The organism is Alkalibacterium sp. 20 (assembly GCF_001885615.1).
In the GTDB taxonomy this organism is placed as follows: domain Bacteria; phylum Bacillota; class Bacilli; order Lactobacillales; family Carnobacteriaceae_A; genus Alkalibacterium.
This window is the reverse complement of the sequence record NZ_LSRN01000036.1, coordinates 1-25,003: the sequence shown is the minus strand read 5'-3', so window position 1 is coordinate 25,003 and position 25,003 is coordinate 1. Positions and strand designations below refer to the sequence as shown.

Sequence of the window (25,003 nt, the reverse complement as noted above, 5' to 3'; positions counted from 1 at the left end):
TTATTTTATATACGATTTATATAGTATTTTAATTATTCATATAATGAAGAAATAATAGTATCATAACTAAGGGAGTTAATCATTTAGGTAATTAATCGTGTTCAATTCAGAATGCTCCATAAATGATAAACAGTAATTAAATAGAAAATGAGTAGCTTTATAGTACTACTTTTTTTCCTTGTTTTAGTGGTCATAAAATGGAGAATTAGAAACCTGAAATGACAAGCGCAATAATTGGCTCGAGTTAGTACTAGAAATAAAAGATATAAGGAGAGGGGCAGATGGCATTTTAGTAATATGTGGAATGATTGGAGCAGGTAAAACAAGTGTTGCTGATTTATTAGGAAAATCTTTAAATAGTGAGGTGTTTTATGAGAATACTGATGATAATGAAATATTGCCTTTGTTTTATACAGTAAGCGAATAAGAGCAGCATTTAAAACGATATCCATGTTTAGTGCAATTAAAATTTTTAAATAGTCGTTTTAAAAATATTAAAGAAGCTTCACATAACAAAAACAACATTTCAGATCGCTCGATATATGAAGATCGGTATTTTGCTAAAGTTAATGCAGAATTAGAACGTATCTCAACTTCATAGTTTAACATTCAAGAAAAGTTATTGAATAATATGATGGAAGAATTAGAAGAGTTAAATGAAAAGTCTCCAGATTTAATGGTTTATTTGCATGGGTCTTTTTAAATGATTATCTACAGAATCGGTTTACGAGGTAGAGAATTTGAACAAGACCAAGGACTAATGGATTATTATAAGTTACTTTGGCAAGGTTATGATAATTGGGTTACTCGTCATTGTAAAGCATCTGATGTTTTGATGATTAACATTGATAATATTGATGTAGTAAATAATAGTGAGGGTGCAGATTATGTTAAAAAGTTAGTAAAAGAAAAGCTGGACGAAATGGAGAATAGAATGAATAAAGGACTAGCCGTCTAATTTCTGAGTCGCAATGCTTGCGTATACAACAATGGATGAATGATTATCCCAGAAAAATATTGGATTACAGGACACCACATGAATGTTTCATCAATGCTCTTCGATTAGAACGGCAAGCGGTTTAGCACGAAAGTACTTAATAAACTAATAAACACTTGGAATAAATATACTCAACTAAGTGGCTAACTTAAACTTTCAAACAGATTTTTAATTAAAATATGTTATGATATGAAGGTAGGGAATAGCATATTTTACGCTTGAGGGAGGAAAACTGTGAATATTGCATTGATAGCGCATGATAAAAAGAAAGACGATATTATTAAAATAGCTGAAGCCTATAAATTGATTTTAAGTAAGCACAATTTATTTGCGACCGGCACGACTGGCAAACGAATAATCGATGAAACGGGATTGGATGTTCATCGTTTTAAATCGGGTCCGCTCGGTGGCGATCAGCAGATTGGCGCGCACGTTTCCAATAACAAAATAGATCTAGTTATCTTCATACGCGATCCTCTAACGGCTCAGGCGCATGAACCAGATATCTCTGCCTTACTTCGCTTGTGCGATGTGTATGAGATTCCTTTGGCTACTAATATTGGAACGGCTGAAGTATTGTTGCGCGGATTGGACGCCGGATTTTATGGTTGGCGCGACATAACTAGAGGCACTGATCGTGAAATCTTACATTTTTAATTTCAACGTAAAACGTGTGAAAGTCTAAAAGGAGATCAACATGTTAGTTATTATCGGGTTAGCTTTAATTGTATATGGGTATTTTTCATATAAACATTCTGATAAATTGGCAACTAAAAGTCAGAAACGTGCACCACACACTAATTTTCCGGGATGGTTTCCTTTATTGATCAAAGTGGGTGGTATTCTCTTTTTCGTGATTGGGATACTTCTGATTGTGTCGTATATACTGATGTAACCAATGTAGTGAACCACTCTCACCAGTTACCCCCCTTACAGGCTGCTTGAAGTGGGGGCTTCTTGGGTAATTGCCACTTTTGGTAGCTGAGGAAGTTGACCAAGCTAACCCTCTTGTTCCAATAGTTTATATTTTTATTAGGCACTTACTAATAAGCGAATACCTTCTTTTTTGACATTGAGTGCCGAATTGTAATCTCTATCCAGGTTTAGTCCACAAACATATTGATAAGTGCGTTCTGATAATTTAATTTTTTTACTGAACCACATTTTGAAGAGGGAGACTTCTTTAGGAAGTACGATTAAAAAATTATATAAAGGGGAGTTACAGTCATGATTATTGGATTACCAAAAGAAATAAAAAATAACGAATTTCGAGTTGGTTTAACACCGTTCAACGTTCAACGTCTGGTTGCAGGAGGACATGATATCCTAGTTGAAAAAAATGCGGGGGACGGTAGTGGGTATTCAGATCAGGAATACATTGAAAATGGCGCTAAAATAATCGACACTGCCAAAGAAGTCTGGGACAGTGCGGATATGGTAATGAAAGTTAAAGAACCGCTTAAAGCAGAGTACACGTATTTCCGAAAAGGTCTTGTTCTGTTCACGTACTTGCACTTGTCTGCCGAACCAGAGTTGACGAAAGCGTTAGTGGATAATGAAGTGACTGCAATCGGGTATGAAACAGTAACGAAAGATGGAACATTACCTCTCCTTACCCCTATGAGTGAAGTTGCCGGACGTATGGCAGTTCAATTAGGCGCTCATCATTTAGAGAAAAGACAAGGTGGAAAAGGTCTTTTACTTGGGGGCGTACCGGGTGTTGAAAGAGGAACAGTTACCATTATCGGCGGCGGTGTTGTCGGTGAAAATGCTGCACGTATGGCAATTGGTATGAGTGCCAATGTAAATATTTTAGAATTAAGCCCTGACCGTATGCGCGATCTTATTCGTATGTTCGGCAGCGACGTTCAGACATTGGCTTCGACACCATCTAATATCGCTAAAGCAGTTAAAGCATCAGACTTAGTTATCGGTTCTGTTTTGATCCCAGGACGCAAAGCACCTAAATTAGTGACCGAAGAAATGATTAAATCCATGGAAAAAGGATCAGTAATCGTTGATATTGCCATTGACCAGGGCGGGAACTTCGAGACATTAAACGAAGCAACCACACATGATGAGCCGACTTTTGTCAAACATGGTGTCGTTCATTATGGCGTTGGGAACGTTCCAGGGGCAGTACCAAGAACTGCCACACTTGCTTTGACTAATGACACAATTATCTATGCCTTGCAGTTAGCTAACTTAGGCGTTGTTGAAGCGCTGAAAAAAGATGACGGTTTAGCAGCAGGCATGAATGTATATAAAGGAAAAGTAACGAATGAAGCAGTAGCAACTGATTTAAAGTACGATTACACTGAATTATCTTCACTATTTTAAAAAAATAATAAAAGACAGGATGTAGGAATTTCCTACATCCTGTCTTTTTTAGACTTTATTCAAAGTGACATTATCTGTCTTTTAAGCGACTGCCACCTCTTGGGGTAAAGGAATAATATTTAAAACACCATAGCGCACTCAAACCAATTAAAATGTAAATGATGCGTACACCCCATTGGTCGACTTCGCCTAATAATGTTTCAACGATATTAAATCCAAATAATCCGATAAGTAAAAGATGTATCCCGCCAAAAATCAGTAAAGTTAACGCTGCGCGGTCAATTATTTTCACTATAGGTCCTCCTTTATTCACTTCTAATCTTATCATACGAAATTTAAGTAAAAATGTCGATTGTTTCTTATCGAAAAAAATGCCAGAGTCGAAAAGAAAAAAATCTTGAGAAGTTTTAATTGGCTACTGCCATTCCTATGTTATACTGAAAACAAGTTTAAGGCAAACGTTGTATGCCCTTACAGAAAATGAGGATACATTGACGGTTTTATTAGTTTCATAACACTAAAGGAGGAGTAAACATGGTGAAAAGTGATATCGAAATTGCCCAATCTACGGAAATGTTCCCAATAGGAGACATTGCAAAAAAAATAGCTATCAGTGAAGAGGATTTGGATCATTACGGAAAGTATAAGGCCAAGGTAGACTTCAGTGCATTACATAATAAAGAAAATAAAAACGGAAAATTGATTTTGGTGACGGCCATCAATCCCACGCCAGCTGGCGAAGGGAAGACCACGACGTCTGTTGGTCTGGGTGATGCTTTGCAGAGAATCGGGAAAAAGGCAGCTATTGCTCTACGTGAGCCTTCTTTAGGTCCGGTATTTGGCATGAAAGGTGGTGCAGCTGGCGGAGGGTATGCGCAAGTTATTCCGATGGAAGATATCAATTTACATTTCACTGGTGACATCCATGCTATTGGCGCAGCTAATAATTTAGTCGCCGCCATGCTAGATAATCATATTTATCACGGTAATGATTTGAAAATCGATCCTAGACGTGTGACTTGGCGTCGCGCAATGGATATGAACGATCGGCAACTGCGTGCAATTGTGAGTGGCATTGGTGCCAGAACAAACGGCATGCCAAGAGAAGACGGCTTTGATATAACGGTTGCTTCTGAAATTATGGCGGTGCTTTGTTTATCACATTCGTTAGCTGAAATGAAAGAAAAATTAAGTCAGTGTTTAATTGGCTACACCTTTGATAACGAGCCCGTTAAATTAGGGCAGCTGAATGCACAGGGGGCTGTAGCAACCCTGCTTAAAGATGCATTGAAACCTAACTTGGTACAAACGCTTGAACATACACCGGTATTTATTCACGGGGGACCGTTTGCGAATATTGCCCACGGGTGTAACAGTTTGCTGGCAACGAAAATGGCCCTGGCTCATGCCGATTACGTCGTGACCGAAGCCGGTTTCGGAGCTGATTTAGGTGCAGAGAAATTTATTGATATTAAATGCCGTATTGGAGACGTTAAGCCGGATGCTGTGGTTATTGTGGCCACGATTCGTGCACTTAAGATGCATGGCGGCGTAAAAAAGGTAGACTTAGCTGAAGAAAATATAGAAGCACTTAAAAATGGATTACCTAACTTGATGAAACATATTGAAAATATTCAAAATACATTTAACTTGCCGGCTGTGGTGGCAATCAACGCTTTCCCTGGTGATACGCAAGAAGAATTAGACGTCTTAAAAGAAGCAATCAAAGAAACTGGAAGCAATGTGGTTCAATCAAATGTCTGGGCTGAAGGTGGCGCAGGTGGCGTGGAACTGGCTGAAGAAGTCGTGAAATTATGCGAAGAGGAATCTCACATGACATTCGCTTATGAGCTGGAAGATTCCATTGCAACAAAAGTGGATAAAATTGTGCAGTCCGTTTATGGCGGAAAAGGGACAGAGTGGAGCGTAGCCGCAAAACGTACAGCTAGACGCTTAACAAAACTCGGTTACGGTAATTTACCCGTCTGTATGGCTAAAACGCAGTACTCGTTATCCGATGATGCGAAAGCGCTAGGCAGACCCACAGATTTCGAAGTGAATGTCCGTGATTTATCTGTCTCTGCCGGGGCCGGCTTTATCGTGGTCTTGACAGGTGATATTATGCGGATGCCTGGATTGCCCAAAGTACCTTCTGCTGAACAAGTGGATGTGGATGATGCAGGTAAAATCACCGGATTATTTTAAGGAGCGATTCGAATGAAGGAAGAAATATTCTCAGCTTATTTAACGGAATTAGGATCCAAAGACGGCTCTTCCGGAGGCGGCAGTTCGGCGGCATACATTGGAGCGATGAGTGCTTCTTTAGCCCGAATGGTGGCAGATATTCAAAAAGACAAGAAAAAATACGCCGATCAAAAGGATAAACTAGTCTATCTCTTGAAAGAATCACAGCGGATCAGAGAATCGTTTGAGGATTTAGCCAAGGCCGATGCTGTAGCCTTTAAACCTGTTTTGGACGCGTACAAGCTGCCAAAAGAAACGTCGGAAGAAAAGGGTTTGCGAGACGCAGGGATCGAACAGGCGTTGAAAACGGCAGTAGAGCCACCACGCACGATGCTGGATGAAGGGTTAAGTCTTATTCGTGTGTTAGAGGAACTGACCTCCATGCGCATGAAAGGGACGATCGTCAATGATCTGATGGTAGCGACACTGTTTATGGAAAGTGTTTTAGAAACCGCGGTGTTAAACGTTACAATCAACACAAAATTAATGAAAGACAATAACGTGAAGAACCAATTAGAAAAAGAAGCGAAAAAAAATCTGGTCCAAGGGAAAAAACAACTCAAAAAATTATCCGATTCGATCAGCTTTTTCCTTGAACACAACAAGTGGCCAGAATACCAGACAGAGGAGGAGTGACATGACGGTTGAGTTAAGCGGAAAACCTGTGGCACGTAAATTATTGAATCAGGCTAAGCAGACAGTGGATGATTTGAAAAAAATCGACTATTTACCTACTTTGGCCATTGTAAGAGTGGGGACAGATAAATCCTCGATTTCATATGAAAATGCTGCAATTAAAGCGATGAAGCGTGTCGGCATTGAGGTTGAATCAGTTGTTTTTGAAGAAACTGTGACATCGAAAAAAGTAATAGACGCCATTATAGGACTCAATCGAGACAAAAAGATTCACGGCATCCTTGTCATGCAGCCTTTACCGGACTCGCTGTCCAGAAATGATATTGCACGCTGTATTAATCCCAAAAAAGATATTGACGGCCTGAGCCCTGAAAACTTAGGTCGGGTGGTGGAAAATGACAGAACTACGCTTGTACCCAGTACACCCAGAGCCGTTATGTCACTGCTAAAATATTACGACATTCCTCTAGAAGGAAAGGATATTTGTGTGATCGGGAGCAGTCCGGTGGTTGGAAAACCATTGACTCTAATGCTTTTAAACGCCGAAGCAACGGTAAGCAACCTGCATGTTAAAACAAAAGACACGAAACGCTATACTAAACAGGCAGATATTGTTATTTCTGCCACAGGTGTGGTCGAGTTGGTAACGGCGGACCATATTAAAGACGGTGCGGTTGTTATAGACGTCGGTTTCGGTTATAAAGACGGCAAGCCCGTTGGGGACGTCAAATACGAAGAAGTCGCAGCGAAGGCGTCAGCAATCACACCTGTGCCTGGTGGTGTGGGAGCAATTACGACAGCGGTTTTAGCTGAACAAGTCGCTCAGGCGGCCTGGAATCAGTGCGTAGAGTAAACTTATAGTGAGGTGATTCTTATGGGAAAAGAAGAACTGCGTAAAGGAATGTTGATTTCGTTAGAAAAGATTGGCTTGATAGAAAGAAAAAAAGCTGAAAAAGCGATGCATGAGCATTTATTTGAATCCTCTTTATGGAAACAAGCCCAATCGATTGGCGTGACGTTGTCTACTAAAAAAGAGTGGGATACGAAAACAATCATCGAACGAGCCTGGATAGAAGGGAAGAGGGTGTGCATACCGAAAGCCATTCATCAAACGCGTGCCTTACATTTTTATGAAATAACGTCATTTCTTCAAGTTGAAAGAGGGTATTTCGATCTGCTCGAACCGGTCGTCAGCGAGACCAAACGTGTTGATGAGGCGACAATCGATCTCATGATAGTGCCAGGACTGATTTTTACTCGTTCGGGTCACCGTATTGGCTTTGGTGGGGGCTATTATGACCGCTTTTTAAAGCATTTTGAAAAGGCAACGGTGTCTCTTTTGCATTCGAATCAGTTGATCGACTCATTCCCTGTTGAAAATCATGATATTCCGGTCCGGTATCTCTTTACGGAAGAAGGGTTGATGCGGACACAAGAAAAAAGTTGAACTAGTTTTTCTTGTAAGTTTAGCTCAACAAATATATACTAATAAAAGAGTAAGGGAAAAACGTTAAGTGCTAGGTGGATGGGATGTTGCCACTAGACGAAAAAACAAATGTTTTGCGATTTTTCTCTGCATCCGCTTTAAAACTGAATAGTTTTTTGGCGAGGACTCTTTAATTTGACTGCCTTTACACCGCAGTTCGATTGCCTTTTTCAGTAAATTTTTCTGCTGAAGAAGTATGTAAATTAAAGGAGATCTTCGAATATGAATGAAACATTGAACAAAACTGTTGAACGTAAATTGCCATGGGATTATGCTCTCGTTGGTGTGATCGCTCCACTATTGTTATCCCTGGTGATTCCTTTTTTAAGGTCACGAAACGGGACACAAGGAGCACAATCTTTTGTTGGCCAGTATGAAAACTGGAAAATGGTTTTAGCAGACGGTTTCTATCTTTTTTTATTTACCGGAATATTATTTTCTTTAAGCTTATATGTATATAGACATTTGAAACGGGAGAGTATGTTAATCGGCCTTCTAATCGGTTTCTTGTTAACAGGGGCTGCCTATTTTTTGTTTTTACAGAATGAGGTTCTCGAAATACAAGGTATTTTTGCAGGCAACGGCGTGATATATGGTATCGCCTTTTTATTCTACGGATGGATGCTGCTGTTTCGCATGCTGAGCTTGTCTAAATGGGAACTGGATACTAAAGGCATAGCGATCGTCGGCATATTAATGGCCATGTCTATCGCTTTAGGGAGAGTAGGTGTTACTACACCTGTGGTACGCATAACATTCTCCTTTCTACCTACTGCACTGATTGGCCTACTATTTGGGCCGTGGGTCGGCGGGGTTGCCGCAGCGCTTGGCGATATCTTAGGCTTTATAATTGGTGGGGGCGTCGGTGGCTTCTTCCCTGGGTTTACGCTGTCTGCCTTTCTGGGTGGGTTGTCCTACGGTGTGTTTTTACACAAAAAGAAAGTCACGAAGAAGCGGGTATTTATGGCCGTGGCATTTAATACGTTATTTGTTAATTTAACGTTAAATACGCTTTGGATTTATATTTTAACGCAAAATCCGCTAGCTGTTATTTTACCTCCGCGTCTGATTCAAAATGCAGTGATGTCCGTTGTTCGTTTCCTGAGCATCTGGTTTATTGCAAACAACAAACAATTGCGAAAAGTGTATATGAAATACTCGACTGCGAAGTCTTAGTGAATTAAATCAGAAAAAGCCGCTCAAAAGTTTATCTAAACTTTTGAGCGGCTTATTTATTTAAAGGATTTAAGTGGAATGATTAGGCGCACGCTTAATCTCAATCTCTATAATTTAAAGGGGAGATACTCATTTGAAGACGAGTGTCTACATCATGGATAAAGATTATTGGCAGTGCTTAGTAAGAAATGTCAGTGGTATCGCACAAGAAGAAATACTTGTGGGTACGACGAATTCAGTACTTTTTATTCAGCTTAAATAGTGACGTCTTGACGTGTATATTTCGCAAACCAGTCTGAGGTGTCGATCCAGTCGACGTGACGAATATCTTCTAAAGCTAAACGTTTCAGCGTCTGATCATGTTGTTTAAGGTAAATAGAATTCTCTTTGAACCCGACGATAGAGCCTTTAATATCAGGTAGATAGCGCCCTTCTTTTATAATATCGAGTTGAATGGATAGTGGCTTCTTTCTGGCATAACTGCGGTACAGACACGCGCTGATTTCTTCCATCGATTGTTCCGGCTTGGGAGAGATGAGCAGGGAATACGTGGTTTGTTTTTGCTTTTTTAAGGCCTCTGAATGATCGGACAGCATCAACCCGATCCACTTCATTTTCCCTCTGTCTTTGTAACCTAATGCATCAGGAGAAAGTGTAACTACTTCTTGTGTCATTTGTTGTTCCTCCTTTAGTTTGATGAAGTGCTTGAATGATTATTTAACATCTTTTCCGGACCGGTGTCCACCTAGTAATTTGGCCCGTTGCATGGCCATCCCTCCGCGAGATAAACTGCTGGCATGTAGTAGCGACGTATACCCATGTTTCTTTCGAATAGAGTCAATGGTCTGGTCTAAATCTTCTTGACTGATCAAAGTTTCGGCTGCGTCAAATAAGGAAAGTTGTAAAGCGGACTTTGCATCGATCTTGCCGAAGGTGACGTTCACGACCCGAATGGGTACGGGTTCATAGTGGCGATTAAAGATGATCAGTAAGCCTTCAATGATTTTTCTGGACGAATCTGTCTGTTCAATCAATAGCTGATGACTAAACCCGCGTTCGACGATGTCTTTCGAATAACCGATACTGAGTTTGACCAAACCAGTCGTAAGGTGGTGCTTGCGCAAACGCAGAGCATTTTCTTCAGCCATTTCCCGGATGACGATTTCCACTTCGTGTTTTTCAACATAATCCCTGTTCAATATTTGATTTTTACTAAACGATGTTTCCTTTGGGGTAAAACTTTCCGATAAAAGCGTTCGGTCTATCCCGTGCGAATGAAAAAAGAGCTGTTCGCCGATGACACCAAAACGTTTTTTTAATTTTTTTAAATCAGATTGTGACAAGTCGTAGATAGAATGGATGCCCAGTCGCTGTAAATGTTGTTCGGTCCGTGAGCCGATGCCCCAGAACGCGTTCATCGGTGCGATTTCCCAAACGGTACGAGTGACGTCTTCATAATGCCAGGTCGCAATATAGTTGTTTTTGGTATTGTGCTTGGCATCATGATCCAACGCTAATTTTGCCAGCAGGGGGTTGTCACCGATACCGATAGTGACGACTAGATTCATTTTTTTCCAGATGAGATATTGAATTTTTTTGGCTATCTCTTCCGTTGTTCCGAATAATCCGTGCGAGTGGGTGACGTCCAGGAATGATTCATCAATACTGTAGACATGTAAATCGGAATCCGTGACGAATCGCTTGAAAAGATTTACGATTTCCAGATTTTTTTCCACGTATAATGCCATGCGGGGTTCGACGATCTCTATCGCGGCGTTTTTAGGAATTTCATACACGCGGGTACCTGTTTTCACCCCGTACAACTGCTTCACTAAAGGAGAGGCAGCGAGGACCAGACCGCCATTATTGTCCGGTTTGCTGACGACGGCTATCTTGGCCTTGAGAGGGTGCTGTTTTCTTTCGACCGCTTCAACGGAAGCAAAAAATGATTTCACGTCGATACATAAAATGTCTCTATCCGGTTCGTTAGAGTAATCCATTACTTGCATCATGACTTGTTCTCCTTAAAGGGAATGTGCGTTTGTTTTAATTATAAGAACATATATTCGAATCGTCAAGGGGAACAATTTGGAAAAACAAATAGAAACAAAAAAAGTCACTCACTATCATAGTGATAGCAAGTGACTGCGTTGATTATTTTATTTTAAGAAATCAAAAGTTATTTTCCTTCAACGTATGGAACACCTTTGATCGACACATCGATGTTCCCGCGTGTTGCTTTCGAATAGGGGCAATACGTATGTGCTTTCTCTGCAAGTTTCTGCGCTTTTTCTTCCGGCATATCTTCCACGCCAACTTCAATTTCAACACTCAATTTAAACCCGCCATCTGTTGGGTCTTTGTGTAAGTGGACTGTGAGTGTGACTTGTGAACGGTTATCGATTTTCTCTTCTCTTTTGTAATGGTCTAATGCGGCATGATAACACGCACTGTAACCCATAGCGAAGAGCTGTTCGGGATTCGTTCCGTCACCCTCGCCACCCATTTTTTTGGGTACATCGATGTTGACTTCATATGAACGGTCGGGTGAATGACTTTCACCTGCACGTGCTCCAGTGTTAATTGCGGAGGTAGTGTATACGATTACTTCTGACATAGTTAACTCTCTCCTTTTCTTTAATCTGTATTGAGTATAACAAGAAGAGAGAAAATAGCGAAGTCAAAGCCCTCACATCATTAAAGCATGGGTATTGATTGCTTGCGCTACACCATTTTCATTGTTAGAAGTTGTTTCAAAATTAGCGACAGCTTTGACTTCTTTTGTGGCGTTCTCCATCGCAATACCGATGCCCGCAAAGTCTACCAGATCGATATCGTTTCCGCTATCTCCAATAGCCATAACTTCTTCTCTGGCAATGCCGAGACGAGTTGCTAGTGCTGCAACGGCTTTACCCTTACTGGCTTCTTTATTCAGGATTTCAAGATAGAAAGGTTCGCTGCGCAAAAGAGTATAGTTTTCCCAAATCTCTTCAGGGAGACGAGCAATAGCCGCTTCTAAAATAAGTGACTCGTCGATCATCATCATTTTATTGTAATTGATCGCTGGATCCATTTCTTCAGGTTTACGGTAGAATAAAGGAATATTTATAATAAACGATTCATGCACGGAATACCTGCTGATGTCCCTATTGGGAGTGAAAATACCCTCATTATGAATGGCATGGAAATGAGAGCCTGCTTCAGCCGCAGCTTTTTCTAAGACAAGGTAATCTTGGTGAGTCAATCTATAGTCAATGATGCTTTCTCGGGTGTGGGTATTTTGAACAAGCGCACCATTGTAAGTGATGACGTAATCGTCGGATTCCTCCAGACCGAGTTCTTCAATTAAGGGAACAACACCGGGAAAGGGTCTTCCCGTACAGAGAACCACATATATGCCGGCCTCTTTTGCCGCACGTATGGCTTCATTTACTTCTTTCGTAACTTTTCTTTCTTTATTTAACAATGTGCCGTCTAAATCAATGGCAATCAGTTTTACAGTCATTTTTTTCCTCCGTTTTTATGATTCTCTGGATGCGTAATGGCACCGTTGATAATGTAGTGCTGAAAAGCATCGTACTCTTCTTGAAACATATTAATATTCGCCGTATCTCTTTCCAGGAATTCTTTGGGTACAAACAAACGATGATCACCGTGTAGGATGCCGCTCAGTGATTTGACTATCGAGCTGACTGTGCTTATTTCTACTAAGGTGCCGTCTGATTGGATGAGATGAATAGGCGTTTTGCTTTTCAATTTATAATCATAAGGTAAATCTGAACTGCTGTTGGTTAGAGTGAATAGATTTTTATCGTAGTGAAGGTTACCAACAATATCCCTCAATATTTCAACAATTTCTTCGTCTTTACCTTTTTCAAAAGTAACTGACTTAAGTGGTTTTCGATTCAGGAACATTTTTGATAACTCAGTCAAGTAAGCATCTTCGCTTTCGGTCCACAGGATAATGGCGGTCTGTAAAACACCATCGTCTAATTTTAGATAATCTTCCAGCGTTGCGGTCTCTTTGAAAAAAGGATCCAAAAGAGGAAAAGCTGGATAAAGTATTCCGGCTTTAAAGAGTTCTTTGGCTCGGTAGAGTAAACGATCTAAAGTAACTTCCATGCCACGAGAAGCGGGGTGGAAATATACCTGCATGTACATTTGGAAGCGGCTGACGATATAATCTTCAACGGCATGCAGTCCCTGGTATTGAAAAGCTATGCCATCTTTATAAGGACGGATTACACGTAAGATACGTGATAGGTCAAAGGCACCGTATGTTGCGCCAGTGAAGAAGGCATCGCGCTGCAGATAATCCATCCGGTCCGCATCGATTTGACTGGAAATGAGCTGGATGACCTGCGGATTGCTGTGCTGTTTCGTGATGACACTGGCCACTTGGTTAGGGAAATCTAGAGACACCCGTTTCAGGACGGCGTTCACTTCAGTGTTCTCAGATAAAATGATGTCCGTCGTGATGGCTTCATGATCCGTTTCGAATATTTTCTCAAACGTGTGAGAAAAAGGACCGTGTCCCACATCGTGAAGTAAGGCAGCACAAAGTGTGACTAGGCGCATACTGGAATCCCAATCGTTAGGATAGTTACGTTCAAACATATCGACGATGCGCCGTGTCAGTTCATAAACGCCAAGTGAATGGGAAAACCGGGAATGTTCCGCACCGTGAAAGGTGAATTGAGCCGTACCCAATTGCTTGATGCGGCGTAATCGCTGAAATTCTCGCGTATCGATCAGGTCTAAAATCAATCGGTGATGAACGTGAATATAGTCATGGACCGGATCTTTAAAGACTTTCTCGAATGGGAGGCGGTCTGATTTTTCAAATGATTGGATACACATGCGTCTATCTTTTTACTTCAGCTTCTATAGTCGTGACTTTTAGAAGGTGCTTGGTGAAGTGAAAAGAACTCCTTTCTTTAACCTTCAGCACTGCAGGTGGATTGCGGCAACATTTTCTGATTGCGTTTGACCATTTTTTCTAACCCTTCCACATAAGACGCATGGATAGAAGGAGAAAAGTACCCTTCGCGTAATGCAACCGCGGCGTCTGTAAACACCGCTTTTATAAGCTTTTTAACGTCTTCTACGGTAAAGGGATGATTCAAAGCCTGTTCCAAAGTAGTCATGGACTCGGGACGGACCATCGGAAAGTCCCATTTGGTCTCTTTCTGTTTAAGTCCGACATCATAAAACGTTCGGATCATCTCGGCACGCTTTTGCTGGTCCCCGGAAACACTTAAGTAAATCATGATGGCAATACCGCCTTTCAAACGTCTTTGAGCGATCCCGGCAATTTTTTTACCATTTACACTTAAATCAAATTCTCCGGGACAATATGAATCAGAAATCTCATACGCATCGATCTGTTCGTCAAATGACGAAAAAGCAGCCTGAATAATTTTATGCATGCGTGTATAACCATCATTGATAGAGAGCCGTGTTTCTTCCTCAGGGAAAATGAGCGAAAAATTCAGAATGTCTTCGTCGCTGACCACAGCTAGTCCGCCGGAATTACGCACCAAGTAGGGAAAGTTATAGGATGAAAAGATCTGAAGCGCATCGTTCAAAAAAGGTAACTTCGTATCCATCATCCCCAATATAACATAGGGAGACGTTGTCCAGAAATGTAAGATGGGGTGTTTTTTCTCTCCGGCTTCTTTAATTAAAGCATCCGTTAAGGCAAAATGAGAAAATCGGTGATCGGTATAATTAATAGGAATATTATCAAAAACCGAAAATTTAGGCAGCGCGTTTAAAAAATCGAGAGTATCAGCCATTCGTATTCCGCCCTTGTCAGTTGTAATCGTTCGTTTCAGATTCAAGTATACCAAAAAGAAGAGGGGATTGGGGCGATTACTGATGAATTATAGATGAGACGTTATGATACATTTATGCTAAACTAATAAAGAAGGTTTTGATATAATAAATGAAGAGAAAAAGATAGTAATGTATAGTTACGCAACTAATCGTGTGTACTAACAGAGATGAGAAAGGAAGGGGCAACGATTATGCCTTCAGAAGAGTTGAAAAATGGTTTGCCGGCTGAAATTAAAATGGAAACCTCGTATGTACAAAACGGTGAAACGCATCATCATTCAATTGAAGAAAATGGACGTGTGGTATATATGAATAGCAGCTATTATATTCGGTTTGAAGAAGCTCATGATTTGAAAGCTATCCCGGTCACGATAAAAATCAATCCGGAGGGTGTGGTCCAATTAATAAGGCGCGGGGAACAAACGACCCGATTCGTTTTTAATAGCGAACAGGACACTGAAACAAATTATCACACAGCTGCTGGGATCATGCCTTTACGCGTGACAACGACTGATTTACGTGTGAGCTATTATGATAGGCCGTTTGCCGGACGCATATGGGTGGATTACACTTTGTCAGCGAATCAGCAAAAATTAGGAGACTACCAGATTCGATTGCGTTTCACAACATAATCGTGTAATATTAGTGGGTTGAAACGAATAACATAAATTTAAAAATGAATGAAACGAATGAGAGGACGTGTAAGTCGTGGAATTAAATCAATTTAAAGGTCAATCGAAACAAGAATTAGCAATGGTAGATGTTGCGCACGCGATACTACAAACAACTGGACAAGTTAAAGAATTTAACGATTTATTATCTGAAGTTGCGGATTACCTAGGACTATCCAATTCAGTCTTGGATGAAGAAATGGTTCAATTTTATACAGATCTAAATGTAGAGGGACGGTTCATTTCACTTGGAGACAGTCGTTGGGGCTTGCGTAGCTGGTATCCTATCGATGCGATCGATGAAGAAATTACCCATGACAATGATGAAGAGGACGAAAAACCTCGTCGTAGAAAAAAACGTCGTGGCTTTGATGATGAAGATTATGATTACGACGACGAAGACCTAGACGAAGAAAATCTAGACGAAGATGATGACGAGGAAGACGAAGAAGATGAAGAAGAGCCAATCAAATATGGTGCCGCTGTTGAAGTGGATGAACATGGTGTCATGGTAGATGACGAGGATACGGAAGATTTAGGCGAATACAAAGATGACCTCGATGATCTTGGTGATGAAGAAGAAGATGACGAAGATCTTAAAGGTTTAACCATTGTGGACGACGAAGAAGTTCTCAGCGATGATGAGGAAGACGACGAATAACAACGAAAAGCGAGACATTTTTTCGATTTTAAAAAATAGTGCAGGAAAGTTCTTAGGAACTTCCCTGCACTATTTTTGTATATAATCAAGGAGCGATAGCCTGAAAATTAAATCTTTTTAGTTTGTGTTACTTTTTGTTGTTCAAGAAAGCAACCAGCTCCGATTCATGAATGAAACTGTCGTTGTACCCTAACGCCTGAGCAATCTGAGTGACGTACGGTTGTTCCAGATATGCTTTTTCAAGGACGTTTTTTTCTGGAAAAACATCTCGCGTCTGGCCATCTAAAATGACTTCGCCCTGATTCAAGACGACCGTTCGTTCAAAGACGTCCGCTGCAAAATCCATGTCATGCAGGATGCATAAAATAAGCTTACCTTCTGCTTTCAGTTCATTGATGATGGCTTTGATTTTTTCTTTGCCCGCAAAGTCCTGGCCCGTCGTCGGTTCATCAAAAATGACCATTTCTGTATCCATCGCTAAAATGGATGCCAGGGCAATCAGTTTTCGTTCGGACAAACTTAAATCGTACGGATTATCACTCACTTTTGATTCCAAACCGACTTTTTTTAAAGCTTCCCGTGCGCCTTTTTCAGCCTCGAAACGGGAAAATCCGATATTCAGTGGTCCGAACATGACTTCTTCCAAGACATTCGTCTTGAAGATCTGGTCATTTGGATTTTGGAAAACGAGCCCGACACGCTTAGCTAACTGGGCGGCTGTCTGATCGGCGATGGATTCCCCGTCAATCGATAAAGTTCCTTTAGAAGGCTTAAGTAATCCTTTCATTATTTTAACCAAGGTTGTTTTCCCCGCACCGTTTTGCCCTACGATCGCTGTGGTCTGTGAGTCGAAGGTCAAGTCCAGTCCTTCAAAAATGGAAACGTCAGGAGAATAGGAAAAGGCAATATCCTTCAATTTGAATCTATTCATTTCATCTCCTCCAATCGTTTGAATTCCTGGATGGTAACTGGATACAACTGGGTATCAGGATAACGAATAGTTAAAGCTTGCGCAATCGATGTCACCACTGGCGGACGGACGCCGAACTCTTTCAAATCTAACCGGGAAAAGATTTTCTCCGGAGTATCCAGATCGATTTGCTTGCCTTCATGCAGCAACAAGACGCGGTCCGCATACTGGGCGATCTGCTCCATTTTATGTTCGACCAGAATGATGGTCATGCCTTTTCCCGTCAACTGTTCGATCACTTTAAAGACATCTTTGGACCCTTGAGGATCAAGTTGCGAGGTCGGTTCATCTAGGATCAAAACTTCCGGCTCCATGGCCAAGACACTTGCGATCGCGACGCGCTGCATCTGACCACCTGATAAGTCAAAGGGGTTTTTGTCTTTCACACTGTAGACATCCAGCAGCTTTAAATATTTTTCGATCCTGGTATGCATATTTTTTCGGGGTAAACCCATATTCTCAAGACCAAACGCCACTTCTCCATAGACCGTCTGTTTCGCGCCTGTCATCTGAGAGAAGGGATTTTCAAAAACCAGTCCGATATTTTCAACGATTGTAGCTATTTCATGTTCGCGAACGACCAAGCCGTTCACCGTCACTTTTCCGCCATAAGCTCCTTTATAAAAATGCGGGACGAGTCCGGCTAAAGCGTAGCAGAGCGTCGATTTTCCAGCAGTGTTTTCTCCCACGATGCCTAGGCATTCTCCTTTTTCTACGGAAAATGACAGATCATCAAGAACGAGGGTGGTGGTGTCCGGATACCGGTATTTCAAATTTTCTACTTCTATCACACTCATCCAAACACCCTCCAGACGATACCCAAGATAACGATGCCGGTAATTAGTCCGGCAATCAGTTTATTGTGTGGGTACTGTTTTGCTTCATTTAAAAATGTTTTTTTCATCGGCGAATCAAAACCGCGCATTTCCAAAGCGATGGAGCGTTCTTTGGTTTCGTTCAATGAATTCAAAACGACAGGTCCGATCAGAGGAAAGAAGGCTTTCACTCTCGTGAGTAGATCGCCTTCTGTTTCCACGCCGCGCGAACGCTGGGCATCGGTTATTTTTACCATGGTCGCACGCATTTGTGGAATGAGCTGGAGGACCGAGAGAATGACATGACCGATTTTTGGAGACATACCTTTTTTGATCAGCCGTTCCACCATTTCATCTGTTGCGGTAGTTAAAATAAGTAAACTGAAGGCTCCGACCATGACGAGTACACGCATCACTAAAACGAGTGCGACATACAATCCTTCTTCGTAAAAGACGAGAGGACCGATGGCAAACAGTTCGGTCACGTTGTCAGGATGGAAAAACCCCTGGACGATAACAAGTGAAAAAATCAGGAACATACTTAGTGTCACAATCGGTAAACTGTTGCGGAAAACTTTCCCGATGATCAACAGCAGAAAAGTGACGAAGAGGATTCCTCCAATGTACAATGGTTCCGGCAAGATATAGGTTAAAAGAATGCTTGCAGCGACATACAGCAGCTTCACAAGCGGATCGAGTCGATGAATGGGACTATTTCTTTCGACATATAATGTCATGGTATTCATACAATCACCCTTTTATATTACTTCGATTTCAGAATCTTGGCGATAAATGTTGGTTAAAGAATTAGGTAAGCCTTTAAAGATAAAGTAACTGATCAGAACGGTCACGACTTTATCTGGGACATCGACAACAATGCTGTCACCGAATGAGGCAAGCCATTGTGGAATATCATTGGAAATCAGGAATGTATAGAAGGCATCGCCCCAGATATTACCTGTCTGGCCGCCCCAGAAAATCATGTTAAGTGGCGTGGAGACAAGTGCTGCCACGAAACCGGTAACTAAACCGACGACGACAGCTTTCTGAACGGAGGCGATCCAGCCTTTATAAGCCATGACCCCAACTGTTATACCGATGGCCGCACTGGTGATGGCATAAACAGTGGAGATGGGATCTGCCGTGATACCGAAAATGATATTATTGATAATACCGGCCGCTGCACCGATGACGGGACCAGCCAGCATACTTGCCAGAACGGTTCCGATCGAATCCAGCCATAGCGGTAAACGCAATAAACTGGCAAATAATTTTCCTATATAATTGATGCCGATGGCTGCAGGTATCAACACAATAGCAGCTGTTGATAATTTCAATGACCACATACTATTTTTATTCATTACAGACACTCCCTATGATTTAGTGTTTAAAGAAAAAATCGTTTCCAAAGCTAATTTTATTTCGTCTTCTTCGCCTTTTCTTGTCAATGATTCACCTGATTGTAACTGATTGATCCCTGACTGCAGATCACCTGAATCTTGAACGACAACGTTCAAGATTGAGGCTGCACGTAATCCCCGTAAGCGGGCCAAGGTAAGTAAAGTCGCTGTCTCCATGTCTGAACCGAGGATGCCTTGTTTGGACCAAAAGGCATCGATCGCTTCTTCGTCATCCGTGTAAAACGAATCATGACTGCGCACCAGCCCCACATGATGGGTGATATTTAATGACTCAGCATGCCTTTTAAGATGAGTAAGGACAGTATGATTGCTTATTGCTGGGTAATTTGAAGAAATGTAGGCCTTTGATGTTCCCTCATCTCTTACAGCACCTTCGCTGAGAATTAATTCTCCAATATTGATAGTTGGTTGCAGAGCTCCGCTACTGCCGATACGGATGAGTGTATGGACACCGATCTGCTTTAGTTCTTCCAGAGCAATAGCAGTTGAGGGTCCGCCAATACCGGTGGATACAACTAAGATCGGAACGCCTTTATACATTCCTTTCACACTTCGGTATTCACGGTTATAAGCCAATTCCACTGGCTCTTCCAAGAACGCTTTTACCTTGGAGACGCGCTCAGGATCACCCGGCAGCAGGGCATAACCGGCTCCTTCTTTTTCAGTTAAGTGGATGTGTGGCTGCTTGTCCATCTTTTACCTCCTTTCACTTCAGATTTCACACGCTCAATAAGTGCATAAACGTGATGGTTATACTCGCTTTATTTTATCATTTAAACGGTATCTTTACACTTTATACGATAGGAAAGTAGGGATACATTTCTTTGGGACAGTTTGACCGTGCTATTATATGTAAATGTGAAGTGGTAAAAGTATATACTGGAAAACCATAAAAAGTGAAAGGATTCATGCTTGACTATCTTACACCGACCCTTTATTATATTTATTGGGCACGCTTTAGATAGATAACGTAAATAACGTCTATTTCGGGTGCAGTAAACAAGGCATAAATACGGCTCTCTATTCGTTTATTTGAATAGGGAGCTTTTCTTATTTTAGAGCCTATTTTCCTATCCCTAAATCAATTTAGGAGGAAATGATTATGACAAAATATATTTTTGTAACAGGTGGCGTGGTCTCGTCGATCGGGAAAGGAATTGCGGCTGCTTCGTTAGGACGTTTATTGAAAAATAGAGGTTTAAACGTAACGATCCAAAAATTCGATCCGTATATCAATGTCGATCCCGGCACCATGAGCCCTTATCAGCACGGGGAAGTATATGTAACGGAAGACGGTGCAGAAACGGACTTGGACCTGGGACATTATGAGCGTTTCATTGACATTAATTTGAATAGGTACTCGAATGTCACGACCGGTAAAGTATATTCGGAAGTAATCAACAAAGAACGCCGCGGGGATTATTTGGGCGCAACCGTTCAAGTCATTCCGCATATTACCGATGAAATCAAGCGTAAAATCATACGAGCGGCAGAAACGACACACGCTGATGTGGTCATTACTGAAGTCGGAGGAACAGTTGGAGATATTGAATCGCTTCCGTTTTTAGAAGCCTTGCGTCAGATGAAAAGAGACGTGGGTTCAGAAAATGTGATGTACATTCATACAACACTTATTCCTTATCTCAAAGCAGCAGGAGAAATGAAAACCAAACCGACCCAGCACAGTGTGAAAGAACTTCGTGGCTTGGGTATTCAACCCAATGTACTGATCGTTCGATCGGAATATCCTGTGAGCCAACATTTAAAAGATAAACTGGCATTATTTACAGATGTGGATTCAAAGGCTGTCATTGAGTCGTTGGATGTCGAGACACTCTATACTATTCCTTTGAATTTACAGAAACAGGGATTGGACCAGATTGTCGTTGACCATTTAAACCTGGACGTAAAAGAAGCCGATATGACCGAATGGATCGCTTTGGAAGAAAGAGTACGGAATTTAAAAAATATGACCTGCATAGCCATCGTAGGAAAATACGTGGAATTGCCGGACGCTTATTTATCAGTTGTCGAAGCACTTAAGCATGCGGGATACGCATTAAATTCAGACATTGATATCAAGTGGGTCAATGCCGAACTTTTGTCTCCGGAAGAAGTGGTCCAGGAACTTCAAGACGTTGATGGAATTCTAGTTCCCGGAGGATTTGGGGAACGTGGACTGGAAGGGAAGATGCTGGCTATTCAATATGCACGAGAAAACAAGGTGCCTTTTTTAGGCATATGTCTGGGTATGCAGCTGGCTGCCATAGAATTTGCACGTAATGTAGCGGGGCTCGAAGGTGCGGGTTCTGCAGAAGTCGATCCGGATGTAGAACATAACATCATAGACTTGATGCCTGATCAAAAGAATGTGGTCGATTTGGGTGGGACACTTCGTCTGGGTTCTTATCCATGTAAAATTAAAGAAGGCACTCATGCAGCTCAAGCTTACAAAAAGGAAGAAGTCATCAACGAACGCCACCGACATCGTTATGAATTCAACAATCACTATCGACAAACCTTGGAAGAAGCTGGGCTCACTTTCTCAGGTGTATCTCCGGACAACCGACTTGTGGAAATGATCGAAATTAAACAGCATCCTTATTTTATCAGTTGTCAATTTCACCCGGAATTCAAATCGAGACCGAATCGTCCACACGCTTTATTTGTTTCCTTCGTTGGAAAAGCAGGGAATATTAAAGAAATAAGATAAGAATGAGAAAAAATTTAGGAGATATAGAAGGGTTATAGACATTTTCACTAGTTTTATTGTGAAATATTGTTTATACTAAGGATGAAGCCGAGCGCGTATCTCGGGTTAAAAAGTGCGCAAAAATATTAGGAGGCTATATACATGAGTCAATTAGTAAGTATGACAGAAATGTTGAACAAAGCTTTAAAAGGTAAATATGCTGTCGGACAATTCAACATCAACAACTTGGAATGGACACAAGCCATTTTAGAAGCAGCACAAGAAGAAAAATCTCCAGTTATTTTAGGTGTCTCTGAAGGAGCAGCTAAATACATGGGTGGATTTAAAGTTGTTACTGCTATGGTTAATGCATTAATGGACGAAATGGACATTACTGTTCCTGTAGCCGTTCACTTGGATCACGGTTCTTCTTTGGAAAAATGTAAACAAGCAATCGATGCAGGATTTTCTTCAGTAATGATTGACCATTCTCATGACCCAATTGAAGACAACATTACAAACACTAAAAAAGTGGTTGAATACGCTCATGCTAAAGGTGTTTCAGTAGAAGCAGAAATCGGTACTGTCGGCGGAACAGAAGACGGCGTTACTGGTGGAGTAATGTACGCAGATAAAAACGAATGCAAACGTATGGTAGACGAAGCTGGCGTTGACGCATTAGCAGCTGCTTTAGGTTCTGTCCATGGTGACTACGAAGGCGAACCCGTACTTGGATTTGACGAAATGAAAGAAATTTCTGAATTGACAGGTGCTCCACTTGTGTTACACGGTGGATCAGGAATTCCAACACACCAAATCGAAAAAGCAATCAAATTTGGTCATACTAAAATCAACGTAAACACTGAATTACAACAAGTATGGACAAGACGTACGCGTGAAGTTCTTGCTAATGACGATAAAGTTTACGATCCTCGTAAAGTTATCGGACCTGGTAAAGAAAACATCAAAGCAACAACAGTAGGTAAGATGAAAGAATTCGGTTCTTCAAACAAAGGTTAATAACAAAATTTAATAAGAGAAAGTCAATGTACAGCGTAAGTTGAGTCGATTGACTATCCGCAAGGCACTTCTTTGGAACGATGATAAATCGTTTCAGGGAGTGCTTTTTTTGTGCTCTAAATAATGAGAGAAGAGAGGAATGTTTATTAAGATAATCATTTTCATAAAGTAAATAAAAAAATCAAAATAATTATAGTGATAAAACCATCTAATTGAACAGTATAAGAGATAAGGTATTAAAATAACTTATACAAAGAGTAGGAGACCTGACATGGAAATAGTGAAATCCCGCATTCGGCCAGAATTACTAACGGCATTAAATGTTTTAGATAAACGGATGGCATTACCTGTTAAAGAGAAACCGCACATCATCAACATGGAAAAGGGCTACAAAGGTGAAGAGCTGTTCGACTCGCTTATCAAAGAATACGTTCGAGCTGATGTGCTTTTTCTAAATGATTTGTTGTTGACAATTAGTGAACAGACAGTCCAGATTGATTCGCTTATATTAACAGCGGACACAGTTTTTTTATATGAAATTAAAAATTATAAGGATGATTACCAAATGAAGTCAGGTCAACTACTGACACTAACAGGACAAGAAATAGGTGATCCGTTAACACAGTTGAAGCGAACGACTTCCTTACTGAGACAGTTATTTCAGCAGTGGAGTATAAATATAATTGTTGAAGCTGCAGTGGTATACGTTAATTCCACCTTTACTCTCTATCATGCATGTCCAGAAGATCGTATTATTTTACCGAATCAGATTCCTGGTCATTTTACTAAAATAAACCGTCAGCGCTTGACCTTAACCAAAAAACGTCGTTATCTAGCCGAAAGATTATTATCCGAACACAAACTTGTAGTCCCTTATCAGAAACAGCTTCCTGACTATGATTATCAAATCCTTAAAAAGGGGATAACATGCAGTAACTGTGGGTCGTTTGATATCCAATTTACCCAACGAACCTGTTATTGTGAAGACTGTAATAACAGAAATTCAAAAAAAGAAACGATAGTATCAAATGTGGAAGAGTTTAGATTGCTTTTCCCGAGTTTGAAAATTACACGAAACATAATTCATGATTGGTGTGGTGAAGGAGTTTCTAAAGACAGAGTCAGTCGGATATTGTTTAAACACTATCATAAAACGGGTCAAACATTAGGAACTTTTTATGAATGAAATTTTAAAAAGATCTTGAAGAATGAAATGACTCGTCACTAGACGAGTCATAATCCCAATAAGGCCTATTCAGCCACATAATACTAACTCGACACGGGAAAACGAATTGAGTGGATGCTATAGAGCTTCATAATAGTAACTCAACAAAGAAGAAAGCGTGGAGTAGGCACTATAGCAACTAACAAAGTCGGTTTTCTGGGGAAAAACATTCCTAATGGCTCTGTCGTTGAGGTAGTCTTAATAGTGGACACAATAAATTGGAGTATAATTAGCCTATAAAATAAAGGATGTGTCCATTATGCCAAAGCATTACGAACATGAATATAAAGAATATGTATGTCGGTTAGTAGTGGAAGAAAATAAAAAAGTCACTGAATTATCTCGAGATTTGGGAATTCCTGTCGGAACGATAAAAAACTGGCTTGCTAAATATAAAGATAAAGATAAAGAGAAGTGGGACAAAGTCCGTCGAAAAAAACACAAAGACGGAGAACAACCGGTATTCCATACGCCTACTGACTATGAAGAAGCATTGAAACAGCGCAAAAAAGAAATCGAAATACTGAAAGAGGAAAACGAGATCTTAAAAAAGGCTATGCATGTCTTCACGAAAAACCAAGAATAATCTTTCTATTCATTGAAACTCACCATAATGAATTCTCGGTAGTGAGGATGTGCAGTGTGCTTGGTGTTTCAAAAAGTGGGTACTATAACTGGTTAAATCTAAAAGATAGAGAACCAACAAAACGCGAACTGTATCGTGATAAAGTTAAACAAAAAATCAGACAGTTTTTTCATGAAAGCATAGGGACGTATGGAGCGCCTCGTATCTTAGAAGATTTAATTGAAG

The 25,003-nt window shown here is 40.8% G+C and carries 29 protein-coding genes and 1 riboswitch; of the genes, 17 read left to right on the top strand and 12 right to left on the bottom strand.

The genetic code is table 11. From position 1 onward, the window contains the following. Window positions 1-457 precede the first annotated feature (457 nt). The 5 genes from AX762_RS13345 to ald all read left to right on the top strand — a co-directional run bounded on the left by AX762_RS13345 (window position 458) and on the right by ald (window position 3,337). Entirely contained in the window at window positions 458-601 is a 144-nt protein-coding gene (locus AX762_RS13345; protein ID WP_371261639.1) for a deoxynucleoside kinase, read from the top strand. A 102-nt stretch (window positions 602-703) separates the two neighbouring features. Further along, window positions 704-958, top strand: a complete 255-nt coding sequence (locus tag AX762_RS13340; RefSeq protein ID WP_371261638.1) for a deoxynucleoside kinase — start codon at window positions 704-706, stop codon at window positions 956-958. Window positions 959-1,231: 273 nt separating this feature from the next. Then, window positions 1,232-1,654, top strand: a complete 423-nt coding sequence (mgsA, locus tag AX762_RS07230) for a methylglyoxal synthase (protein ID WP_071848481.1) — start codon at window positions 1,232-1,234, stop codon at window positions 1,652-1,654. A gap of 40 nt (window positions 1,655-1,694) precedes the next feature. Next, a complete protein-coding gene (locus AX762_RS07225) occupies window positions 1,695-1,892 on the top strand; it encodes a hypothetical protein (RefSeq protein WP_071848480.1) in 198 nt (65 codons plus the stop codon). Between the two features lie 332 nt (window positions 1,893-2,224). Next, window positions 2,225-3,337 carry an alanine dehydrogenase gene (ald, locus tag AX762_RS07220; protein ID WP_071848479.1) on the top strand — a complete coding sequence of 371 codons (1,113 nt, stop codon included), beginning with the start codon at window positions 2,225-2,227 and terminating at the stop codon, window positions 3,335-3,337. Window positions 3,338-3,407: 70 nt separating this feature from the next. Here ald and AX762_RS07215 read toward each other — a convergent pair whose 3' ends face one another. Then, a complete protein-coding gene (locus AX762_RS07215; RefSeq protein ID WP_071848478.1) occupies window positions 3,408-3,629 on the bottom strand; it encodes a DUF378 domain-containing protein in 222 nt (73 codons plus the stop codon). Between the two features lie 242 nt (window positions 3,630-3,871). Between AX762_RS07215 and AX762_RS07210 the strand changes: the two genes are divergently transcribed. The 6 genes from AX762_RS07210 to AX762_RS13145 all read left to right on the top strand — a co-directional run bounded on the left by AX762_RS07210 (window position 3,872) and on the right by AX762_RS13145 (window position 9,141). Continuing rightward, window positions 3,872-5,542: a formate--tetrahydrofolate ligase gene (locus AX762_RS07210; RefSeq protein WP_071848477.1), complete on the top strand. Its 1,671-nt coding sequence runs from the start codon at window positions 3,872-3,874 to the stop codon at window positions 5,540-5,542. 12 nt (window positions 5,543-5,554) lie between these two features. Beyond that, window positions 5,555-6,217 carry a cyclodeaminase/cyclohydrolase family protein gene (locus AX762_RS07205; protein WP_071848476.1) on the top strand — a complete coding sequence of 221 codons (663 nt, stop codon included), beginning with the start codon at window positions 5,555-5,557 and terminating at the stop codon, window positions 6,215-6,217. A gap of 1 nt (window position 6,218) precedes the next feature. Beyond that, window positions 6,219-7,070 (top strand): bifunctional 5,10-methylenetetrahydrofolate dehydrogenase/5,10-methenyltetrahydrofolate cyclohydrolase, encoded by an 852-nt coding sequence (locus AX762_RS07200; protein ID WP_071848475.1) that lies wholly within the window; start codon window positions 6,219-6,221, stop codon window positions 7,068-7,070. Between the two features lie 21 nt (window positions 7,071-7,091). After that, entirely contained in the window at window positions 7,092-7,664 is a 573-nt protein-coding gene (locus AX762_RS07195) for a 5-formyltetrahydrofolate cyclo-ligase (protein WP_071848474.1), read from the top strand. 43 nt (window positions 7,665-7,707) lie between these two features. Then, a riboswitch (THF riboswitch) is annotated at window positions 7,708-7,804 on the top strand. 121 nt (window positions 7,805-7,925) lie between these two features. Continuing rightward, window positions 7,926-8,879, top strand: coding sequence for a folate family ECF transporter S component (locus tag AX762_RS12415; protein ID WP_083432864.1), 954 nt, complete (start codon window positions 7,926-7,928; stop codon window positions 8,877-8,879). Between the two features lie 133 nt (window positions 8,880-9,012). Then, window positions 9,013-9,141: a hypothetical protein gene (locus AX762_RS13145; RefSeq protein WP_256244566.1), complete on the top strand. Its 129-nt coding sequence runs from the start codon at window positions 9,013-9,015 to the stop codon at window positions 9,139-9,141. Here AX762_RS13145 and AX762_RS07185 read toward each other — a convergent pair. The 6 genes from AX762_RS07185 to AX762_RS07160 form a co-directional block, all read right to left on the bottom strand. Beyond that, window positions 9,134-9,553 carry a hypothetical protein gene (locus tag AX762_RS07185; protein WP_071848473.1) on the bottom strand — a complete coding sequence of 140 codons (420 nt, stop codon included), beginning with the start codon at window positions 9,551-9,553 and terminating at the stop codon, window positions 9,134-9,136. The two genes, AX762_RS13145 and AX762_RS07185, sit on opposite strands and share 8 nt — an antisense overlap. A gap of 39 nt (window positions 9,554-9,592) precedes the next feature. After that, a complete protein-coding gene (locus AX762_RS07180) occupies window positions 9,593-10,891 on the bottom strand; it encodes a Y-family DNA polymerase (RefSeq protein WP_071848472.1) in 1,299 nt (432 codons plus the stop codon). 167 nt (window positions 10,892-11,058) lie between these two features. Continuing rightward, the gene (locus AX762_RS07175) at window positions 11,059-11,496 is read right to left on the bottom strand and encodes an organic hydroperoxide resistance protein (protein ID WP_071848471.1); all 438 of its coding nucleotides are present in this window, start codon (window positions 11,494-11,496) and stop codon (window positions 11,059-11,061) included. Window positions 11,497-11,568: 72 nt separating this feature from the next. After that, complete coding sequence (gene yidA / locus AX762_RS07170; protein ID WP_071848470.1) at window positions 11,569-12,384, bottom strand: sugar-phosphatase; 816 nt, start codon at window positions 12,382-12,384, stop codon at window positions 11,569-11,571. Further along, window positions 12,381-13,739: an HD domain-containing protein gene (locus AX762_RS07165; protein WP_071848469.1), complete on the bottom strand. Its 1,359-nt coding sequence runs from the start codon at window positions 13,737-13,739 to the stop codon at window positions 12,381-12,383. Before AX762_RS07165 ends, yidA begins: the two co-directional genes overlap by 4 nt. Before the next feature lie 77 nt (window positions 13,740-13,816). Further along, window positions 13,817-14,677 (bottom strand): lipoate--protein ligase family protein, encoded by an 861-nt coding sequence (locus AX762_RS07160; RefSeq protein WP_071848468.1) that lies wholly within the window; start codon window positions 14,675-14,677, stop codon window positions 13,817-13,819. Window positions 14,678-14,908: 231 nt separating this feature from the next. On the opposite strand from AX762_RS07160, the gene AX762_RS07155 reads away from it, so the two are divergent. Next, window positions 14,909-15,349, top strand: coding sequence for a DUF1934 domain-containing protein (locus AX762_RS07155; protein WP_071848467.1), 441 nt, complete (start codon window positions 14,909-14,911; stop codon window positions 15,347-15,349). A 76-nt stretch (window positions 15,350-15,425) separates the two neighbouring features. Further along, entirely contained in the window at window positions 15,426-16,049 is a 624-nt protein-coding gene (gene rpoE / locus AX762_RS07150; protein WP_071848466.1) for a DNA-directed RNA polymerase subunit delta, read from the top strand. A 127-nt stretch (window positions 16,050-16,176) separates the two neighbouring features. Here the strand turns inward: rpoE and AX762_RS07145 are convergent, their stop codons facing one another. From AX762_RS07145 to AX762_RS07125, 5 genes are read right to left on the bottom strand one after another with little or no spacing between them, the layout of a single operon-like run. Further along, a complete protein-coding gene (locus tag AX762_RS07145; protein WP_071848465.1) occupies window positions 16,177-16,980 on the bottom strand; it encodes an energy-coupling factor ABC transporter ATP-binding protein in 804 nt (267 codons plus the stop codon). Next, on the bottom strand, window positions 16,977-17,816 hold the full coding sequence (locus tag AX762_RS07140; protein WP_071848464.1) for an energy-coupling factor ABC transporter ATP-binding protein: 840 nt from the start codon (window positions 17,814-17,816) through the stop codon (window positions 16,977-16,979). The genes AX762_RS07145 and AX762_RS07140 overlap by 4 nt, the downstream gene beginning before the upstream one ends. Beyond that, window positions 17,813-18,580 carry an energy-coupling factor transporter transmembrane protein EcfT gene (locus AX762_RS07135; protein ID WP_071848463.1) on the bottom strand — a complete coding sequence of 256 codons (768 nt, stop codon included), beginning with the start codon at window positions 18,578-18,580 and terminating at the stop codon, window positions 17,813-17,815. The genes AX762_RS07140 and AX762_RS07135 overlap by 4 nt, the downstream gene beginning before the upstream one ends. A 12-nt stretch (window positions 18,581-18,592) precedes the next feature. Continuing rightward, window positions 18,593-19,195 carry an ECF transporter S component gene (locus AX762_RS07130; protein ID WP_071848462.1) on the bottom strand — a complete coding sequence of 201 codons (603 nt, stop codon included), beginning with the start codon at window positions 19,193-19,195 and terminating at the stop codon, window positions 18,593-18,595. A 12-nt stretch (window positions 19,196-19,207) separates the two neighbouring features. Then, window positions 19,208-19,948, bottom strand: coding sequence for a nucleoside phosphorylase (locus AX762_RS07125; protein WP_071848461.1), 741 nt, complete (start codon window positions 19,946-19,948; stop codon window positions 19,208-19,210). A gap of 409 nt (window positions 19,949-20,357) precedes the next feature. Here AX762_RS07125 and AX762_RS07120 point away from each other — a divergent pair, with 409 nt between their 5' ends. From AX762_RS07120 to AX762_RS07105, 4 genes are all read left to right on the top strand, one after another. After that, window positions 20,358-21,968, top strand: coding sequence for a CTP synthase (locus AX762_RS07120; RefSeq protein ID WP_071848460.1), 1,611 nt, complete (start codon window positions 20,358-20,360; stop codon window positions 21,966-21,968). 141 nt (window positions 21,969-22,109) lie between these two features. After that, window positions 22,110-22,967 carry a class II fructose-1,6-bisphosphate aldolase gene (gene fba, locus AX762_RS07115; RefSeq protein WP_071848459.1) on the top strand — a complete coding sequence of 286 codons (858 nt, stop codon included), beginning with the start codon at window positions 22,110-22,112 and terminating at the stop codon, window positions 22,965-22,967. A 271-nt stretch (window positions 22,968-23,238) separates the two neighbouring features. Continuing rightward, entirely contained in the window at window positions 23,239-24,153 is a 915-nt protein-coding gene (locus AX762_RS07110; RefSeq protein WP_071848458.1) for a nuclease-related domain-containing protein, read from the top strand. Window positions 24,154-24,451: 298 nt separating this feature from the next. After that, window positions 24,452-24,778 (top strand): transposase, encoded by a 327-nt coding sequence (locus AX762_RS07105; RefSeq protein ID WP_071848457.1) that lies wholly within the window; start codon window positions 24,452-24,454, stop codon window positions 24,776-24,778. Window positions 24,779-25,003 lie beyond the last annotated feature (225 nt).

Excerpts from the sequence above, each read along its gene's own strand:
- AX762_RS07175 (WP_071848471.1), bottom strand. The coding sequence starts at position 11,496 with ATGTCAGAAGTAATCGTATACACTACCTCCGCAATTAACACTGGAGCA.
- AX762_RS07135 (WP_071848463.1), bottom strand. The coding sequence starts at position 18,580 with ATGAATACCATGACATTATATGTCGAAAGAAATAGTCCCATTCATCGA.
- AX762_RS07145 (WP_071848465.1), bottom strand. The coding sequence starts at position 16,980 with ATGAATAGATTCAAATTGAAGGATATTGCCTTTTCCTATTCTCCTGAC.
- AX762_RS07185 (WP_071848473.1), bottom strand. The coding sequence starts at position 9,553 with ATGACACAAGAAGTAGTTACACTTTCTCCTGATGCATTAGGTTACAAA.
- AX762_RS07155 (WP_071848467.1), top strand. The coding sequence starts at position 14,909 with ATGCCTTCAGAAGAGTTGAAAAATGGTTTGCCGGCTGAAATTAAAATG.
- AX762_RS07195 (WP_071848474.1), top strand. The coding sequence starts at position 7,092 with ATGGGAAAAGAAGAACTGCGTAAAGGAATGTTGATTTCGTTAGAAAAG.
- AX762_RS07180 (WP_071848472.1), bottom strand. The coding sequence starts at position 10,891 with ATGATGCAAGTAATGGATTACTCTAACGAACCGGATAGAGACATTTTA.
- AX762_RS07130 (WP_071848462.1), bottom strand. The coding sequence starts at position 19,195 with ATGAATAAAAATAGTATGTGGTCATTGAAATTATCAACAGCTGCTATT.
- AX762_RS07200 (WP_071848475.1), top strand. The coding sequence starts at position 6,219 with ATGACGGTTGAGTTAAGCGGAAAACCTGTGGCACGTAAATTATTGAAT.
- AX762_RS07210 (WP_071848477.1), top strand. The coding sequence starts at position 3,872 with ATGGTGAAAAGTGATATCGAAATTGCCCAATCTACGGAAATGTTCCCA.
- ald (WP_071848479.1), top strand. The coding sequence starts at position 2,225 with ATGATTATTGGATTACCAAAAGAAATAAAAAATAACGAATTTCGAGTT.
- AX762_RS07205 (WP_071848476.1), top strand. The coding sequence starts at position 5,555 with ATGAAGGAAGAAATATTCTCAGCTTATTTAACGGAATTAGGATCCAAA.
- AX762_RS07160 (WP_071848468.1), bottom strand. The coding sequence starts at position 14,677 with ATGGCTGATACTCTCGATTTTTTAAACGCGCTGCCTAAATTTTCGGTT.
- AX762_RS13340 (WP_371261638.1), top strand. The coding sequence starts at position 704 with ATGATTATCTACAGAATCGGTTTACGAGGTAGAGAATTTGAACAAGAC.
- AX762_RS07225 (WP_071848480.1), top strand. The coding sequence starts at position 1,695 with ATGTTAGTTATTATCGGGTTAGCTTTAATTGTATATGGGTATTTTTCA.
- AX762_RS07110 (WP_071848458.1), top strand. The coding sequence starts at position 23,239 with ATGGAAATAGTGAAATCCCGCATTCGGCCAGAATTACTAACGGCATTA.
- AX762_RS12415 (WP_083432864.1), top strand. The coding sequence starts at position 7,926 with ATGAATGAAACATTGAACAAAACTGTTGAACGTAAATTGCCATGGGAT.
- yidA (WP_071848470.1), bottom strand. The coding sequence starts at position 12,384 with ATGACTGTAAAACTGATTGCCATTGATTTAGACGGCACATTGTTAAAT.
- fba (WP_071848459.1), top strand. The coding sequence starts at position 22,110 with ATGAGTCAATTAGTAAGTATGACAGAAATGTTGAACAAAGCTTTAAAA.
- AX762_RS07140 (WP_071848464.1), bottom strand. The coding sequence starts at position 17,816 with ATGAGTGTGATAGAAGTAGAAAATTTGAAATACCGGTATCCGGACACC.
- AX762_RS07120 (WP_071848460.1), top strand. The coding sequence starts at position 20,358 with ATGACAAAATATATTTTTGTAACAGGTGGCGTGGTCTCGTCGATCGGG.
- AX762_RS07165 (WP_071848469.1), bottom strand. The coding sequence starts at position 13,739 with ATGTGTATCCAATCATTTGAAAAATCAGACCGCCTCCCATTCGAGAAA.
- AX762_RS07105 (WP_071848457.1), top strand. The coding sequence starts at position 24,452 with ATGCCAAAGCATTACGAACATGAATATAAAGAATATGTATGTCGGTTA.
- AX762_RS07125 (WP_071848461.1), bottom strand. The coding sequence starts at position 19,948 with ATGGACAAGCAGCCACACATCCACTTAACTGAAAAAGAAGGAGCCGGT.